This is a genomic window from Bartonella sp. B1098 (assembly GCF_944896145.1).
In the GTDB taxonomy this organism is placed as follows: domain Bacteria; phylum Pseudomonadota; class Alphaproteobacteria; order Rhizobiales; family Rhizobiaceae; genus Bartonella.
In genome coordinates this window covers 84,415-102,005 of sequence record NZ_CALYLP010000003.1, presented here as the reverse complement: position 1 = coordinate 102,005, position 17,591 = coordinate 84,415, and the positions used below count along the sequence as shown (strand labels likewise).

General features: G+C 37.8%; 17 protein-coding genes and 2 tRNA genes. 18 read left to right on the top strand and 1 reads right to left on the bottom strand.

Annotated elements, in window-relative coordinates; all coding sequences use genetic code 11:
* Positions 1-253 precede the first annotated feature (253 nt).
* The 4 genes from NNJ85_RS04850 (at position 254) to NNJ85_RS04835 (ending at position 3,401) form a co-directional block, all read left to right on the top strand.
* The gene (locus NNJ85_RS04850) at positions 254-991 is read left to right on the top strand and encodes a hypothetical protein (protein ID WP_254474083.1); all 738 of its coding nucleotides are present in this window, start codon (positions 254-256) and stop codon (positions 989-991) included.
* An 82-nt stretch (positions 992-1,073) separates the two neighbouring features.
* Complete coding sequence (locus NNJ85_RS04845; protein WP_254474082.1) at positions 1,074-1,793, top strand: hypothetical protein; 720 nt, start codon at positions 1,074-1,076, stop codon at positions 1,791-1,793.
* A 938-nt stretch (positions 1,794-2,731) separates the two neighbouring features.
* Positions 2,732-3,082, top strand: a complete 351-nt coding sequence (locus tag NNJ85_RS04840; RefSeq protein ID WP_254474081.1) for a type II toxin-antitoxin system RelE/ParE family toxin — start codon at positions 2,732-2,734, stop codon at positions 3,080-3,082.
* A 1-nt stretch (position 3,083) separates the two neighbouring features.
* Positions 3,084-3,401, top strand: coding sequence for a helix-turn-helix domain-containing protein (locus tag NNJ85_RS04835; protein WP_254474080.1), 318 nt, complete (start codon positions 3,084-3,086; stop codon positions 3,399-3,401).
* A gap of 375 nt (positions 3,402-3,776) precedes the next feature.
* Here the strand turns inward: NNJ85_RS04835 and NNJ85_RS04830 are convergent.
* A tRNA-Val gene (locus NNJ85_RS04830) sits at positions 3,777-3,852 on the bottom strand.
* A gap of 172 nt (positions 3,853-4,024) precedes the next feature.
* Here NNJ85_RS04830 and NNJ85_RS04825 point away from each other — a divergent pair.
* The 14 genes from NNJ85_RS04825 to NNJ85_RS04760 all read left to right on the top strand — a co-directional run bounded on the left by NNJ85_RS04825 (position 4,025) and on the right by NNJ85_RS04760 (position 17,582).
* Positions 4,025-4,101: transfer RNA gene (locus tag NNJ85_RS04825), tRNA-Asp, on the top strand.
* A gap of 294 nt (positions 4,102-4,395) precedes the next feature.
* Positions 4,396-4,761 (top strand): NADH-quinone oxidoreductase subunit A, encoded by a 366-nt coding sequence (locus NNJ85_RS04820; RefSeq protein ID WP_254474079.1) that lies wholly within the window; start codon positions 4,396-4,398, stop codon positions 4,759-4,761.
* Positions 4,752-5,333: an NADH-quinone oxidoreductase subunit B family protein gene (locus tag NNJ85_RS04815; protein ID WP_254474078.1), complete on the top strand. Its 582-nt coding sequence runs from the start codon at positions 4,752-4,754 to the stop codon at positions 5,331-5,333. The genes NNJ85_RS04820 and NNJ85_RS04815 overlap by 10 nt, the downstream gene beginning before the upstream one ends.
* A 17-nt stretch (positions 5,334-5,350) precedes the next feature.
* Complete coding sequence (locus tag NNJ85_RS04810) at positions 5,351-5,959, top strand: NADH-quinone oxidoreductase subunit C (RefSeq protein ID WP_254474867.1); 609 nt, start codon at positions 5,351-5,353, stop codon at positions 5,957-5,959.
* 120 nt (positions 5,960-6,079) lie between these two features.
* The gene (locus NNJ85_RS04805) at positions 6,080-7,270 is read left to right on the top strand and encodes an NADH-quinone oxidoreductase subunit D (RefSeq protein WP_254474077.1); all 1,191 of its coding nucleotides are present in this window, start codon (positions 6,080-6,082) and stop codon (positions 7,268-7,270) included.
* Complete coding sequence (nuoE, locus tag NNJ85_RS04800; RefSeq protein WP_254474075.1) at positions 7,270-7,944, top strand: NADH-quinone oxidoreductase subunit NuoE; 675 nt, start codon at positions 7,270-7,272, stop codon at positions 7,942-7,944. The genes NNJ85_RS04805 and nuoE overlap by 1 nt, the downstream gene beginning before the upstream one ends.
* 145 nt (positions 7,945-8,089) lie before the next feature.
* Positions 8,090-9,397, top strand: coding sequence for an NADH-quinone oxidoreductase subunit NuoF (gene nuoF, locus NNJ85_RS04795; protein WP_254474074.1), 1,308 nt, complete (start codon positions 8,090-8,092; stop codon positions 9,395-9,397).
* Positions 9,398-9,459: 62 nt separating this feature from the next.
* The gene (gene nuoG, locus NNJ85_RS04790) at positions 9,460-11,529 is read left to right on the top strand and encodes an NADH-quinone oxidoreductase subunit NuoG (RefSeq protein WP_254474073.1); all 2,070 of its coding nucleotides are present in this window, start codon (positions 9,460-9,462) and stop codon (positions 11,527-11,529) included.
* Between the two features lie 22 nt (positions 11,530-11,551).
* Positions 11,552-12,598: an NADH-quinone oxidoreductase subunit NuoH gene (gene nuoH / locus NNJ85_RS04785; RefSeq protein WP_254474866.1), complete on the top strand. Its 1,047-nt coding sequence runs from the start codon at positions 11,552-11,554 to the stop codon at positions 12,596-12,598.
* Positions 12,599-12,612: 14 nt separating this feature from the next.
* A complete protein-coding gene (gene nuoI, locus NNJ85_RS04780) occupies positions 12,613-13,104 on the top strand; it encodes an NADH-quinone oxidoreductase subunit NuoI (RefSeq protein WP_004860049.1) in 492 nt (163 codons plus the stop codon).
* A 94-nt stretch (positions 13,105-13,198) separates the two neighbouring features.
* Positions 13,199-13,819, top strand: a complete 621-nt coding sequence (locus NNJ85_RS04775) for an NADH-quinone oxidoreductase subunit J (RefSeq protein WP_254474072.1) — start codon at positions 13,199-13,201, stop codon at positions 13,817-13,819.
* Between the two features lie 14 nt (positions 13,820-13,833).
* Positions 13,834-14,142 carry an NADH-quinone oxidoreductase subunit NuoK gene (gene nuoK, locus NNJ85_RS04770; RefSeq protein ID WP_120102367.1) on the top strand — a complete coding sequence of 103 codons (309 nt, stop codon included), beginning with the start codon at positions 13,834-13,836 and terminating at the stop codon, positions 14,140-14,142.
* 6 nt (positions 14,143-14,148) lie between these two features.
* Positions 14,149-16,113, top strand: coding sequence for an NADH-quinone oxidoreductase subunit L (nuoL, locus tag NNJ85_RS04765; protein WP_254474865.1), 1,965 nt, complete (start codon positions 14,149-14,151; stop codon positions 16,111-16,113).
* Positions 16,113-17,582, top strand: a complete 1,470-nt coding sequence (locus tag NNJ85_RS04760; protein ID WP_254474864.1) for an NADH-quinone oxidoreductase subunit M — start codon at positions 16,113-16,115, stop codon at positions 17,580-17,582. The genes nuoL and NNJ85_RS04760 overlap by 1 nt, the downstream gene beginning before the upstream one ends.
* Positions 17,583-17,591 lie beyond the last annotated feature (9 nt).

The window sequence follows — 17,591 nt, the reverse complement described above, 5'->3', positions numbered from 1 at the left end:
ATAAATAATCAAGTGATTGAAAAACACTTTTGATAAGCGGATGGGTTACGATACAGCCTTTCCAAAGTCTTTAAAATACTGACTATCTTTTATGCTGTGATTGGCATATATGATGATTTTGTCGGGTGTGCTTACACCATATAATACCCTTATGGGAAAAGTGTAAGCAACGGACTTATCACCGTGTTTTTCAGCGCCCGGCGCCCTTATAGAGGTGTCAATTGAAAAACAATTTTATGATAAGGATTTAGTTATGAAAACTACATCACAAAACACTACAATTTCCTCTAACATTTCAAATAAAACTGCCTCTGTTAATAAACAAGAGCCTGCAAAAAAATATGAACTTTCATTAGGTGCTATTGAATTTGGTAATCGTTTATTTTATCGTATTAAAGCATTAAGAGACTTTGCTGATGTTAAGGCTGGGGATTTAGGTGGTTTTATTGAAAATGAAAGCAACCTCTCTCATGATGGCAATTGCTGGGTATATGATAATGCTCTTGTTTTAAATCCTGCCTATATTTATGAAAATGCAAAAGTTTCTGATAAGGCTATTATCATGGGCTTTGTTTATGGCAATGCGCATGTTTGTGACCGCGCCCGCGTTTATGCAAATGCTCATGTTTATGACAATGCGCATCTTTCTTATAACGCTTGGGTTTATCAATATGCAAGGGTTTATGGGAATGCAAAATTGTCAGGAAGTGCACGTATTCATAGCAATGCCGTGGTTTATGATCATGCTGTTGTAAGTGGCGCTGCAAAAATATATGGCAAGGTTTATGGCAATGCTAGCGTGGGGTCTCATACTGATGTTTACGGCTCTGTTTATGGGAATGCGAAAATCTCTGATTATATCGTGATTAGAGGCAAGGTCTATGGCAATGCAAGAATAAAAAGACATAGCGGTTTATGTTCGGTTCCCATAAATTGTGAGGTTTATGAAAACGATCACCTTGTAAAGATTATTGAAAACAAAGCAGCGTAAATAAAAGCAGCGGTGGTGCGGGGGCGCCCCTCTTTAAACATTTCATTTAAAAATTTATCGAATATTAGATTAGGAGTTACCTATGACCAGTACAATTGTATCTAAAAAATATGAATTTACTAATGAAAGTTTCACTTTTGATGGGATTATTTTACATCGTATACGTGCTTTAAGAGACTTTGCTGATGTTAAAGCCGGCTCTTTAGGTGGCTTTATTGAAAAGGAAGATAACCTCTCTCATGATGGTAATTGCTGGGTTTATGATGAGGCTCTTGTTTATGGCTATGCTCATGTTACTGATCATGCAAAAGTAAGGCATCTTTCTCATGTGCGGGGGCGTGTCTATGGCAATGCTGAGGTTTATGGCAAGGCTGTAATCACTCGATATGCAAAAATTTATGACCATGCTTGTGTCTATGACAGTGCTCATGTCGCAGGGAATGTTTATGGCAAAGCTCATGTGAGTGGTTGCGCCCGTATTTATAGCAATTCCCATATTTATAATCATGCGTGCGTTTCTCATGATGCTTTTGTTTATGATCATGCAAGGATCTATGGTCATTCAAAGGTTTCTGGGTCTGCTTGTATTTACAGCAATGCAAAAATTTATGGACAAGCTGCTATCAAAGGCTTTGCAAAGATTTATGGCAAGGTCTATGGCAATGCGAAAATCTCTGGTTATGTCAAGGTTTGGGGTCGTGCCTATGGAAGAGCAAAAATAGATACACAAAGTAAAATAAGATTGGTTCCCGATAATTATGAGGTCTATAAAAGCGATGAGGTTGTAAAGATTGAGAAATAAAACAAATAATAGTATGTGAGTGCCTTCTTTATGGCTATAAATGCATTATAAGCATTGTTTAAAACGTATCATAAAAGAGAGAATTCAAAAAGAAAGCCGTGCCAAATGATATGACGCGGCTTTCTAATTCTGATTCTAATGATTAAAAATTAATCACCCACAATGGAGTAATGCATGCCTATATACAAAACGTATTATATTGCAAGCGCTTTCTTGTTTTTATGAAAACTTATCAAAAGGAACATAAATGATGGGTATCATCTTGATAGCATTCATTTGAATGAGAAAAACTATAAACGCTTGTTATGGCTATCAAACGTATTAATAAAATGCCCTTTTCTTTAAAGAGATTCATTTGAAATAAAGCACATGATCAAAATGCTTCTTTAAAACGTTTTAAAATACTAAGCTCAAAATTGAGTTGAGTGAATTCAAATAACTGACATTCTAAAATAAAAACGTATTAAAATGCTTTGTAGGTTTATTAAGACAATCAAAAGCAAATATGTATTAAGTGAAATGTCTATAACAAAACCCATTTTTACATTTACGCGCGTTGGTTTTTAAAAGTAGCTTTTCATAAGACAAATAAACAAACGCTTTTTAGAACCTAAGTTTTAAGATTTGCTCTGCTGTGAAATCTAGATTTTTGTTTTTTCGTAAATAAGACGTTCTTAAGAGAAAATGATAACTAAGTTATAGCTGTTATAAAAGAGGTTTTAAGCGTTTCTTATAATCATCTCATTTTATGTTTCAAACGTTTAAACATTCCCTTAAAGAGGTTCTTATAAGCGTATTTTCACTTTTCATTAAAACCTAATTTCTTTGCAAATTAACCAGCTTAAATTCGAACTCATTATTTTAGAATAAAGCATTCCTAATTTTCATATTATTAAATAAGCACTTGAAATTATATCCATATGGATATATTAATAATTATGAGTAAAATAAAACGTATCATATGGCTTGGATCTTCACGAAAAGATATAAAAAGTTTTTCAGATCTTATTCAACAAAGGATTGGTTATACTCTTTATCTTGCTCAGATAGGAGATAAAGGAGAAAATGTTAAGGTTCTCAAGGGATTTGGATCTGCCAATGTTCTAGAAATTATCGAACGTGATATTCAAGGAACTTATCGTGCTGTTTATACGGTACAATATAAAAAATCTCTTTATGTGTTGCATTGTTTCCAAAAAAAATCGACCCATGGCATTGCAACACCAAAACCAGATATCAACTTGATTAAAGAACGTCTCAAGTTAGCAGAAAAATTAGAAGGGAATTAAAATGATCAATGTTTTTCACGGTAGTTCCAATGTCTATGCGGATCTGGATCTTGGCTTTTCGGATTCTAGAGAGATGCTAATCAAAGCGCAACTTGCACATAAGATTAGTCAAATTCTTAAAGAAAAAAACTTAACACAAAAGCAAGCTAGTCAACTTTTAAAAATGACGCAACCCAAATTGTCTAAACTTTTGAGTGGAGAATTTCGAGGAATAAGTGAAATGAAAATGCTTGAATGTTTGGCAAAATTGGGAAATGATATCAAGATTGTTGCGAGTTCGGAAAAAGTTAAAACGTTTGAAGTTGTTTTTGCCTCTTAAGCCTCTTTATGATTTACTTTTTATAGTCTATTCATACATGGCAATCTTTTATAAAAAATGGTCAAATTAAACATGCATAAAAAGATGGATTCTAAGTGGATTCATATAAAATAATTGCAAACAAGCTATTGACTTTATTGTGTTTTTATATATAATACGTTATTATAGAGGAAACAAAAGATACCGTAAGGTTTTTCATTCTAAAATTATCCAAACCTCTTCTTAAATGGCAAAAAAATCACTTCGAAAAGAAGTGCTGATTCGTAATAATTGAGAGAACGCTACAAAATCCTATTCCCTTAACTTTATTCGGGTATCCCTCACCTCTTATAAACATACATAAAATCAGTAAGTTATATAAGAAGTAAAAGCGCATGGTGGGCGATGAGAGACTCGAACTCCCGACATCCTCGGTGTAAACGAGGCGCTCTACCAGCTGAGCTAATCGCCCAATGCAATGATCAGCAACTGAATGGCTCCTCTTTAAGGAAAAAATTTTCTAAACGCAAGAATAAAGATGCTATTTGATAATTTTTTTAAAAAATGCATAATCCTTCTTGACATAAGTGAACGAACCCCTTACACGACCGCTTGTACCAAGAATAAATTGGTGCAGAAAATGCGCGGGTGTAGCTCAGTTGGTTAGAGTGCTGGCCTGTCACGCCGGAGGTCGCGGGTTCGAGCCCCGTCACTCGCGCCATTTTATGTTTCCTTATGGGATTTCTTTTTACGATATTCATGTGCTGTGAATTAGGTAGAGTGTCTAATTTAGGGGGGGATATATTTTTTCTTCCTTTTTACATGGTTTATAAGAATAGGGCTTGCGTCTTTTGTTGCTCTGCGTTACCTATGCCGATAAGAAAAGTACCGCTCTGTATACCTTTCAAGCAGTATGAGTAGAATTAATAGAGCGATTATTAAATTTGTCTGTTTGATCTCGCAATATCGGATCATTATGTTAAATTCAGGCATTTTATTAAGATGGAAGAGGGTTATGGCTTATTTATTGAACTCTTATTTGCCAGTCTTGATTTTTATTATTGTCTCAGCGGTTATTGCTGGGGTTTTATTGATTACACCTTATATTGTAGCGTATCGTTCTCCCGATCCTGAAAAGTTATCGGCGTATGAATGTGGGTTTAATTCATTTAGTGATGCACGTATGAAGTTTGATATTCGTTTCTATTTGGTTTCAATTTTGTTTATTATTTTTGATCTTGAAGTTGCTTTTCTTTTTCCTTGGGCTGTTTCATTCGAATCGATAGGTATGTTTGGTTTTTGGTCGATGATTGTGTTTTTAGCGATTTTGACTATTGGATTTATATATGAATGGAAAAAAGGAGCTCTTGAATGGAATTAAGATCTAATAATTCAACGATTACCGCTCCCAAACCAAAAGGAATCATTGACCCCAATACGGGGGAATTGATAGGATCAGATGATAAGTTTTTTTGTGATATTAATGCTGAATTATCAGATAAAGGTTTTTTAATTACATCAGCAGACGCCTTGATTACTTGGGCACGTACCGGTTCTTTAATGTGGATGAGTTTTGGTTTGGCTTGTTGTGCTATTGAAATGATGCAATGCTCAATGCCTCATTATGATAATGAGCGTTTTGGATATGCACCACGAGCTTCACCCCGTCAATCTGATGTGATGGTGGTAGCAGGTACTCTAACAAATAAGATGGCACCTGCTTTAAGAAAAGTATACGATCAGATGCCAGAGCCACGTTATGTGATTTCTATGGGATCATGTGCGAACGGTGGGGGATATTATCATTATTCCTATTCAGTGGTGCGTGGATGTGATCGTATCGTGCCTGTCGATATATATGTTCCAGGGTGTCCGCCTACAGCAGAGGCATTATTATACGGAATATTGTTGTTACAGAAAAAAATCCGTCGTACTGGATCCATAGAGCGATAGAGAGTTTTCGTGTTATGATGGATGAAGCATTGGTTGAACTTGCGGTTTATTTGAAAAACAAGTTAGGCAATAAACTTGAAGAGACCGTTCTTGCTTTTGGCGAATTAACCATTGTGGCGCGTCTTGATGCAATTACCGATGTTTTAATGTTTGTTCGTGATGATTCTCGCTGTCAATTTATTAATCTTACAGACATTAGTGGTGTGGATTACCCTTCTCGCGATAAGCGCTTTGATGTCTCTTACCACCTCTTATCTCCTCGTGAGAATTTACGCTTACGTGTTAAAGTTCGTACGGATGAAAATACGCCTGTTTCTTCAGCTTGTGCGGTTTATCCTGGTGCAGAGTGGTATGAACGAGAGGCCTATGATATGTATGGGATTTTATTTTCAGATCATCCAGATTTGAGACGGATTTTAACAGATTATGGGTTTGAAGGCTATCCTTTACGCAAAGATTTTCCTGTAACAGGATTTGTTGAATGCCGTTATGATAACGAAGCAAAAAGGGTCATTTATGAGCCTGTTGTTTTGCGCCAAGAAATGCGTAATTTTGATTTTCTTTCTCCTTGGGAAGGAGCAGAATATATTTTACCCTGTGATGGAAAAGAAGATGGAAAAAAATAAGATTGGTTTTGATAAGGCATTATATTAGAGTCGTGTATTTCTTAAGTAGTTAAATGTTTTTAGTATGATAGATTTTTTTTAAGATTTGATATGAAGTTTTAAAAAAATAAGGGGTTGATTGTGGCTGAGGTCAATGTTCGAAACTTTAATATCAATTTTGGTCCGCAGCATCCTGCAGCGCATGGCGTTTTGCGCATGGTTTTGGAGTTGGACGGTGAAGTTGTTGAGCGTGTAGATCCACATATTGGGTTATTGCATCGCGGTACTGAAAAATTAATGGAAACAAAGACTTATCTTCAAGCGGGGCCTTATTTAGATCGTTTAGATTATGTTGCTCCTATGAATCAGGAACATGCTTTTGTTCTTGCAATTGAAAAGTTATTGGATATTAAAGTTCCTAAAAGAGGGCAATTGATACGTGTTTTGTTTTCTGAAATTGGGCGTATTCTTAATCATTTGCTTAATGTAACGACACAAGCGATGGATGTTGGTGCTTTGACCCCACCGCTTTGGGGGTTTGAGCAACGTGAAAGATTGATGATTTTTTATGAGCGTGCTTGTGGTGCTCGTCTTCATGCAAATTATTTTCGTCCCGGTGGTGTGCATCAAGACTTACCCGAATCTTTAGTTGAGGATATTGGTAATTTTATTGATCCGTTTCTTGTTTCTCTTGGAAAACTTGATGCGCTTGTGACACCAAATCGAATTTTTAAACAGCGTAATGTGGATATTGGTGTTGTCAGTATTGACGAAGCTTGGGCACGCGGTTTTTCTGGGGTTATGATCCGTGGAGCTGGTGTGCCATGGGATTTGCGTAAAAGTCAACCTTATGAATGTTATGATGAAATGGAATTTGATATTCCTATAGGTAAAAATAGTGATTGTTATGATCGTTATCTTATTCGTATGGAAGAAATGCGCCAATCAGCAAAAATTATGCGTCAATGCGTAGAACGATTATTGGGGACTGAAAAGAATGGTCCGGTTTCGAGTTTGGATCACAAAATTGTACCACCAAAGCGGAGCGAAATGAAAAGCTCGATGGAAGCGCTGATTCATCATTTTAAACTCTATACGGAAGGTTTTCATACGCCTCCTGGAGAAGTATATGTTGCGGTGGAAGCACCAAAGGGTGAGTTTGGTGTTTATCTTGTTTCTGATGGAAGCAATAAACCTTATCGTGTTAAGTTGCGTGCTCCTGGGTTTGCTCATCTTCAAGCTATGGATTTTTTAACCCGAGGCCATATGTTGGCAGATGCTACAGCTATTTTAGGTTCGATTGATATTGTTTTTGGGGAGGTTGATCGTTAATGTCCGTACGGCGTCTTGCAGATGATATCTATCAGCCCTCAGAGTTTTCTTTTACAAAGGAAAATCAGATATGGGTGAAAAATACTATAGAAAAATATCCTTTAGGACGTGAACAATCGGCTGTTATCCCGTTATTAATGCGTGCACAAGAGCAAGATGGTTGGGTGACGCGTGCTGCAATCGAGCATATCGCTCAAATTCTTTCTATGGCGTATATCCGTGTCCTAGAGGTTGCTACTTTTTATACTCAGTTTCAGCTTAAGCCTGTAGGGACAAAAGCACATATTCAAGTGTGTGGTACGACTCCTTGTATGTTACGTGGTTCTGATGAATTGATTAAAGTTTGTCAGAAAAAAATTCATCATGAACCTTTTACGACTAATCAGGATGGAACATTATCATGGGAGGAGGTGGAGTGTCTTGGTGCTTGTGTGAATGCTCCTATGGTTATGATTTTTAAAGATACTTATGAAGATCTTACAGCAGAGCGTCTTGAAGAGATTATTGATGCATTTGAAGCAGGAAAAGGTTCTGAAATAACGGTGGGACCACAAAACAGTCGTAAATCATCGGAACCGATTAGTGGTTTAACCTCTCTTCTTGAGGATGAAGAAAAAAGGAACTCTCTCAAATCTTCAAAGAAAAAGGGTCATAAAGGAATGGGGTCTGAGTGAGATATTTTTTTTGAAAAGATATTTCATTATTTTATCCATATTATAACGACGTTTAATTGAAAGTAGAGAGTTTTAAGAAGTTTTTTAAAAATTGCATTTGAGGAAAAGCTAAAAATGCTACGGGTAATGGAAAAAAAGGTGGGGTATGCTTGCTGATAAAGATCGTATCTTCACCAATATTTATGGTTTAAAAGATAAATCATTAAAAGCTGCGATGTTGCGTGGGCATTGGAATGGCCTGAAAGAGATTATTGATAAAGGTCGTGATTGGATTATTGATGAGGTGAAGGCGTCAGGTTTACGCGGTCGTGGTGGTGCTGGTTTTCCTACCGGAATGAAATGGTCCTTTATGCCAAAGCAGAATGATGGTCGTCCTCATTATTTGGTTGTTAATGCTGATGAATCAGAGCCTGGAACATGTAAAGACCGCGATATTTTACGCCATGATCCCCATACTTTGATTGAAGGATGTGCAATTGCTACTTTTGCAATGGGAGCAAATGTTGCTTTTATTTATATTCGTGGTGAATATATTCGTGAGCGTGAAGCGCTTCAAGCGGCTGTGGATGAATGTTATGAAGCAGGATTGCTTGGCAAAAAAACAAAATATGGTCATGCTTGTGATATTATTATTCATCATGGGGCAGGTGCTTATATTTGTGGTGAAGAGACAGCGCTTCTTGAAAGTCTTGAGGGAAAAAAAGGACAACCTCGTCTCAAACCGCCATTTCCTGCAAATATGGGAATTTATGGCTGTCCAACAACGGTCAACAATGTCGAATCTATAGCGGTTGTTCCAACGATTTTACGTCGTGGGGCTTCGTGGTTTTCATCAATTGGGCGTGCAAATAATGTCGGAACGAAATTGTTTATGGTTTCTGGGCATGTGAATGCTCCTTGTACCTTTGAAGAAGCTCTCGGTATTTCTTTCCGTGAATTGATTGAAAAACATACGGGAGGTATTCGTGGTGGATGGGATAATCTTTTAGCTGTTATTCCAGGAGGCGCTTCTTGTCCGGTAGTTCGTGGTGAGGATATGGTTGATGCGATCATGGATTTTGATGGTATGCGCGATGTCGGATCTTCTTTTGGTACAGGGGGGATGATTGTTATGGATAAATCGACCGATATTATCAAGGCAATTTGGCGTATAGCGGCTTTTTTTAAGCATGAAAGTTGTGGTCAATGTACACCATGTCGTGAAGGTACAGGATGGATGATGCGCCTTTTAGGACGTATGGTTGAGGGAAGAGCGCAAAAGCGTGAAATTGATCTGCTATTTGAGGTTTCTAAACAGATTGAAGGGCACACGATTTGCGCACTTGGCGATGCTGCAGCATGGCCTGTACAAGGGTTGATCCGCAATTTTCGTCCGGAAATCGAGCGTAGAATTGATGAATATACGCGAAATATTGTTCAAAGAAAGAATATTGCTTTGAAAGCAGTGGGATAGAAAATTTTTTAAGAGCAACCGAATGCAAATTTTAAGTGGATTGTCCGCAGGTTGGATGGGTGATGATAAATATCAAAGTTGATGGTAAAGAGATTGAAGTCCCTGATTATTACACGTTGCTTCAGGCAGCGGAGGCGGCTGGTGCTGAAGTCCCGCGTTTTTGTTTTCATGAAACTTTATCAATTGCTGGAAATTGTCGTATGTGCTTGGTTGAGGTTAAGGGTGGACCTCCAAAACCTCAGGCTTCTTGTGCTATGGGGGTTCGCGATTTACGACTGGGTCCTAATGGTGAAGCGCCAGAGATTTTTACCAATACCGAGATGGTAAAAAAAGCGCGTGAAGGTGTGATGGAGTTTCTTCTCATCAACCATCCTTTGGATTGTCCTGTTTGTGATCAGGGAGGGGAATGTGACCTTCAAGATCAAGCAATGCTTTATGGGCGTGATTGTTCTCGTTATACAGAAAATAAACGTGCTGTAGAAGATAAATATATTGGACCTCTTGTCAAAACGGTTATGACACGGTGCATTCATTGCACACGGTGTGTTCGTTTTACAACGGAAGTAGCAGGTATTTCTGAGCTTGGTTTAATCGGTCGTGGTGAAGATGCTGAAATTACGACATATCTTGAAAAAGCGATGACATCTGAATTACAGGGGAATGTTATAGATCTTTGTCCAGTAGGGGCTTTAACTTCAAAACCTTATGCCTTTCATGCGCGTCCTTGGGAATTGATTAAAACAGAATCGATTGACGTTATGGATGCTCTTGGCAGTGCGATCCGTATTGATAGCCGCGGCCGTGAAGTTATGCGAATTATGCCGCGTACGAATGAAGATGTAAATGAGGAATGGATTTCTGATAAAACTCGTTTTATTTGGGATGGGTTACGAACTCAGCGGCTTGATAGACCATATGTACGTAAAGACGGAAAGCTTCAACCTGTTAGTTGGACAGAAGCTTTTGCAAAAATTAAAATGATTCTCTCAAAAATCTTGCCAGAAAAAATTGGAGCTATTGCTGGGGATCTTGCTTCTGTTGAAGAAATGTATGCCCTTAAAGCATTGCTGATCTCGTTGGGTTCCAAGCTCTTTGATTGTCGTCAACGAGGGGTTGCTTTATCGCCTGAGTTTGGGCGTTCGAGTTATATTTTTAATCCTACAATTACGGGGATTGAACGGGCTGATGCCCTGCTTATTGTGGGATCTAATCCACGCCATGAAGCTGCTGTTTTAAATGCGCGTATTTTAAAACGCCAACGGATGGGAAATTTTCCTATCGCGCTCATTGGAGAGGAAGTCGATTTACGGTATCCTTATTCTTATCTTGGATCTGGGAGTGACGCATTAAAGACACTTATTTGTGGAGAGAATTCTTTTTTAAATGTTTTAAAAGAAGCAAAGAAGCCTCTTATTCTTATCGGAGAAGGGGCGATTTGCGGCAATGAAGGGTTATCTGTTTTAAAAAGTCTTGCTAAATTAGCGGATAATATTGGAGCTCTGAGTGAAGAATGGAATGGGTTTGGGGTTCTTCATAATGCAGCGTCGACCGTTGGAGGGTTGGACATAGGTTTTACGTCTCAACTTGGGGTTGCAAATATTCTTAAAACCTGTGAAGTTTTATTTTTGCTTGGTGCTGATGAAGTGGAATTGGCCAATATAAAAGCTTTTAAAATTTATATTGGTAGTCATGGTGATAATGGTGCACATGCTGCTGATGTTATTTTACCTGCATCGGCCTATACGGAAAAATCAGGGCTTTATGTGAATACAGAAGGGCGTGTTCAAATGACAAATCGGGCTGGTTTTGCTCCAGGTGAAGCAAAAGAAGATTGGGCTATTTTGCGTGCCTTATCGGATGTTTTAGGACAAAGGCTCCCCTTTGATTCTCTTTCTCAATTAAGACAATGCTTGTTTAATGATTATCCACATCTTTGTGCCATTGATGATATAATGCCTTCTGATATAAGTGGTCTTAAGGCGCTTGGTTCAAAAATGGTTTCCCTAGAAAGTCAAGCATTTACTTCTATGGTTAAAGACTTTTATTTTACAAATCCAATAGCACGTGCTTCTGCCGTTATGGCTGAATGTTCATCTCTTGCAAGAAGCCGTGCTATGCAAGCTGTAGAGTAAGGGCAAAGGAAAAGGAATAATGATGTATGATTTCTTTATGACTTGGCTATTGCCATTACTTATTATCGTTGGAAAAACACTTCTTCTTTTGGTTGTTCTGTTGGTTTTAGTTGCTTATCTTCTCTATGCAGATAGAAAGATTTGGGCCGCAGTACAATTGCGACGTGGTCCCAATGTTGTTGGTCCGTGGGGATTACTACAGTCTTTTGCAGATTTAATTAAATTTGTTGTGAAAGAACCTATTATCCCAGCAGGTGCAAATAAGGGGGTTTTTCTTTTAGCTCCTTTTGTTTCAGCGACACTTGCTTTATCAACTTGGGCTGTTATCCCTGTCAGTGAGGGCTGGGAAGTTGCGAAGATTAATGTTGGATTACTTTATATCTTAGCCATTTCATCTCTTGAAGTTTATGGTGTTATTATGGGGGGATGGGCATCAAATTCAAAATATCCTTTTTTAGGAGCTCTTCGTTCAGCAGCACAAATGGTTTCTTATGAAGTTTCTATTGGTTTTGTGCTTGTGACCGTTATTTTAGTAAGTGGTTCATTGGATCTTACAACAATTGTTCTTAAACAAACAAATGGCCTTGGTACAACTCTAGGTCTTCCTTTTAACAGTTTTCTCGATTGGAATTGGCTTATTCTTTTTCCAATGTTTATTATATTTTTTATTTCTGCGCTTGCAGAAACAAACCGTCCTCCATTTGATTTGGTGGAAGCGGAGTCTGAGCTTGTTGCTGGTCATATGGTAGAATATTCTTCAACGCCTTACATGCTCTTCTTTCTTGGTGAATATGTTGCTATTGTTTTAATGTGCGCTTTGACAACCATTTTATTTTTAGGGGGGTGGCTGCCTCCTTTGGATGTTTGGTGGCTTAATTGGGTTCCTGGTGTTATTTGGTTTGTTTTAAAAGTTTGTTTTGTATTTTTTTGGTTTGCTATGGTCAAAGCGTTTGTTCCACGTTATCGCTATGATCAACTCATGCGGCTTGGTTGGAAGGTTTTTCTTCCTCTCTCACTGGCAATGGTTGTGATAACTGCGGCTTTTTTAAAGTTTACGAATTTCGTTTAAGAGGAGATTTTACAATGTCAGGTTTTATTCAGGCGGCAAAGTCACTCCTTTTATTGGAGTTTGTGAGTGCTTTTTTCCTAGCCATGCGTCAATTTTTTTCGCCAAAGCCTACGATTAATTATCCTTATGAAAAAGGTTTTGTTTCTCAACGTTTTCGTGGTGAACATGCATTGCGTCGCTATCCGAATGGTGAAGAACGGTGTATTGCTTGTAAATTATGTGAAGCAATTTGCCCTGCACAAGCGATAACAATTGAGGCAGGACCGCGACGTAATGATGGTACGCGGAGAACCGTTCGTTATGATATTGATATGGTTAAGTGTATTTACTGTGGTTTTTGTCAAGAAGCTTGTCCGGTAGAGGCTATTGTTGAGGGGCCAAATTTTGAATTTGCAACAGAAACGCGTGAAGAACTCTATTATGATAAAGAAAAGCTTTTAATGAATGGTGATCGTTGGGAGCGAGAAATTGCTCGCAATATATTGATGGATGCACCTTATCGTTAAGTGTATCGCTCAATGAGGTGTCGGATAATTTTCCGATAAATTGTAATCTGGTATGAAGTTTGTACCAATTGTTTGAATAATTAAGGAGAAGCCTGTGCTAACAGATCTAGCGGCGGCATTTTTCTATTTGTTTGCTTTTATTATGCTAACAAGTGCAGTAATTGTTATTACAGCACGCAATCCTGTGCATTCTGTTTTATTTTTAATCCTTGCATTTTTTAATGCAGCAGCTTTATTTTTGCTTGCAGGAGCAGAGTTTTTGGGGCTTATCCTGCTTGTTGTTTATGTTGGAGCTGTCGCTGTTTTATTTTTATTTGTCGTTATGATGCTGGATGTTGATTTTGCTGAGTTAAAGAGTGGCGCTCTTCGATATGCGCCTATAGGAGCTCTTATTGGCATTATTATCGCTGTAGAATTGATTGTTGTTTTTGTGAGTAGCCATTTTTCTCCAATCTTGAGAACGCATGTTACGCAACCAATGCCAGACTTAGGGCAGCGAACAAATACACAAGCATTAGGGGATATTCTCTATACGGATTATGTTTTCTATTTTCAAATTGCTGGAATAATTTTATTAGTTGCAATGATTGGTGCTATTGTTTTAACACTTCGCCATAAGTCGGGAGTCAAACGACAGTCTATTGCGGAGCAAGTTTCTAGAACGGTAGAAAGTGCCATTGAAATCAAGCAAGTTGAATCAGGTAAAGGTATTTAAGGGGGGCTATGGATATGTATATTGATATTGCGCATTATCTCACTGTTTCTGCTTTGATGTTTACAATTGGCATTGCTGGAATTTTTCTCAACAGAAAAAATGTGATTATTATTTTGATGTCTATTGAGCTTATATTACTCTCCGTTAATATCAATTTTGTTGCATTTTCGGCATTTCTTCATGATCTCGTTGGTCAGATATTTGCTTTATTTGTCTTAACCGTTGCAGCTGCTGAAGCTGCCATTGGTTTAGCAATTCTTGTCGTTTTTTTCCGTAATCGTGGTTCCATTGCGGTTGAAGATGTTAATGTAATGAAAGGCTAACCCGTGATGTATTATACGATTGTCTTTCTTCCGCTTTTGGGTTTTTTAATTGCTGCACTAGGTGGAAAAACGATAGGAGATCGTGCAAGCGAATTGATAACATGTAGCTTTATGGTGATTGTTGCCATATTGTCGTGGATAGCATTTTTCAATCTTGCACTTGGTCATAATTCAGCGATTGATGTATTAGTATTACATTGGCTCACCATTGGTGATTTAAGCTTTAATTGGGCTTTTCATATTGATACATTAACAACTGTTATGCTTGTTGTGGTGAACAGTGTTTCGGCATTAGTGCATATTTATTCAATTGGTTATATGCACCATGACCCTTCAAGGTCCCGTTTTTTTTCTTATCTTTCTTTGTTTACATTTATGATGCTTATGTTGGTGACATCCAATAATTTGATTCAGATGTTTTTGGGCTGGGAAGGTGTGGGACTTGCTTCTTATCTTTTGATTGGTTTTTGGTTTCAGCGCGATTCTGCTAATAAGGCTGCAATGAAAGCTTTTGTGGTCAATCGTGTTGGAGACTTTGGTTTTCTCTTAGGAATATTTAGTATTTTCGTTTTATTCCAATCAGTTGATTTTGCCTCTATTTTTGCAAAAGCTGCAGACAATAGCTTTATACAAGATTTGACATTTCTAGGTTGGCAGCTTGATGGACAGGCTGCACTTACCATTACATGTCTTTTATTATTTATTGGTGCGATGGGAAAATCAGCACAATTTCTTTTACATACTTGGCTTCCTGATGCAATGGAGGGACCTACGCCTGTATCAGCACTTATTCATGCTGCCACAATGGTAACGGCGGGTGTTTTTATGGTTGCGCGTATGTCGCCAATTTTTGAACTTTCTTCGATTGCTTTGACTGTGATTATTATTGTTGGCGCAACAACAGCATTTTTTGCAGCAACTGTGGGATTGGTGCAGAATGATATTAAGCGTGTTATTGCTTATTCTACATGTTCTCAACTCGGGTATATGTTTGTGGCATTAGGTGTTGGAGCTTATGGTGCTGCTGTCTTTCATCTTTTTACACATGCTTTTTTTAAAGCCTTATTATTTCTTGGTGCAGGTTCTGTCATTCATGCTGTATCTGATGAACAGGATATGCGCAAAATGGGTGGCTTACGCAAGCATATAAAGGTCACTTATTGGATGATGATGGTTGGAACCATTGCATTAACCGGTGTTGGAATCCCAGGAACAATTTTTGGGACGGCTGGTTTTTTTTCAAAGGATGCAATTATAGAATCTGCTTTTGTATCTCATAATATTGCTTCAGGATATGCTTTTTATCTCCTTGTTTTTGCGGCTTTTTTAACAAGCTTTTATTCATGGAGGCTTATCTTTATGACATTTCATGGGAAGCCACGGGCAACAGCTGATGTTATGCATCATGTTCATGAATCACCTCCAGTTATGTTAATGCCACTGTTTATTTTATCTCTTGGGGCAATATTTGCAGGTGTCGTTTTCCAATCTTACTTTTTTGGTGACTTTTATGATGCTTTTTGGAAGGGAGCATTGTTTACAAGCAGTCACAATCATATTCTTCATGATGCCCACCACGTTTTTAATTGGGTAAAATGGTCACCATTTATAGCGATGTGTCTTGGATTTATTTTAGCCTATTTATTTTATATTGCTTTTCCTTCTTTTCCCAAAAAGTTGGCTGGAATTATGCCAGGAGTGTATAATTTTCTTTACCAAAAATGGTATTTTGATCAATTATATAACTTTTTGTTTGTTCGTCCTACCTTTAAGATTGGTTCTTTTCTTTGGAAAGTGGGAGATGGTAAAATTATTGATGGTCTAGGTCCTAATGGTATCGCAGCGCGTGTTGTTGATATCACAAATAGAGTTGTTCGGATGCAAACAGGCTATCTTTACCACTATGCATTTGCGATGCTTATAGGTGTTGCATTGCTGATTACATGGATGATGATCGGGGGCGTAAACTAATGACCGATTGGCCTATTCTTTCTACGGTTACATTTTTGCCACTTGTGGGTGTGCTTCTGATTTTGTTTATCAAAGATGATAGTGAAGCTGCACGCCATAATATACGCAATGTCGCATTTTTTACGACGATATTTGTTTTTGTTATTTCTTTAATTATTTGGATAGGATTTGATTTTAGCAACCCCAATTTTCAAATGGTTGAAAAATTCAGTTGGCTAGGGAATGGCATTAGCTATCATATGGGGGTTGATGGTATTTCTATTCTTTTTGTTGTTCTCTCGGCTTTTCTTTTACCTTTCTGTATTTTAGCAAGCTGGGAGAATGTTAAAGAGAGATTAAAAGCTTATATGATTGCTTTTCTTCTTCTTGAAGTTGCGATTATTGGGGTCTTTTGTGCTCTTGACGCAATATTATTTTATGTTTTTTTTGAAGGTAGCCTCATTCCAATGTTTATCATTATAGGGGTGTGGGGTGGTGCGCGTCGTGTTTATGCAAGTATCAAGTTTTTCTTATACACTTTGCTTGGTTCAGTGCTTATGCTGGTTGCTCTTATGGCTATGTATTGGCAGGCAGGAACACTTGATATACCAACTTTACTCAATTATCAGTTTCCTGCCCATATGCAAATATGGTTATGGCTCGCATTTTTTGCTTCTTTTGCTGTTAAAATGCCGATGTGGCCAGTTCATACGTGGCTCCCTGATGCTCATGTGGAAGCACCGACAGCAGGTTCTGTTATTTTAGCCGGTGTCTTACTCAAATTAGGTGGGTATGGTTTCCTTCGTTTTTCTTTACCTATGTTTCCTATCGCTTCAGCAGATTTTGCACCTCTTGTTTTCACATTATCGCTTATTGCAATTATTTATACCTCGTTGGTTGCACTTGTTCAAAGTGACATCAAAAAACTTATTGCATATTCCTCAATAGCGCATATGGGATATGTAACGATGGGTATTTTTGCTGCGAATGAGCAGGGAATACAAGGGGCTATTTATCAGATGCTGTCACACGGAATTGTTTCCGCAGCTTTATTTCTTTGTGTTGGGGTAATCTATGATCGTCTGCATACACGTGAAATCTCAGCGTTTGGTGGTTTGGTAAATAATATGCCCAAATATGCTGTTGTTTTCTTAATCTTTACCATGGCAAATATAGGACTTCCTGGAACTTCAGGATTTTTGGGTGAGTTTTTAACCTTAATAGGTGTTTTTCAAGTGAATAAATTGGTTGTTATTTTAGCGACAACAGGTGTTATCTTATCAGCAGCCTATGCTCTTTATCTTTATCGGCGCGTGGTTTTTGGTTCCTTGGATAAAGAGAATTTAAAAGTACTGATAGATCTCTCTTTAAGGGAAAAATTTATTCTTTATCCGATGGTTATTCTTACAATATTCTTTGGTATCTATCCAACGCCACTTCTTAAAGCGACGGCGTTTTCCGTAGAAGCCCTCATCAATAAATTACACTAGATAAGGGAA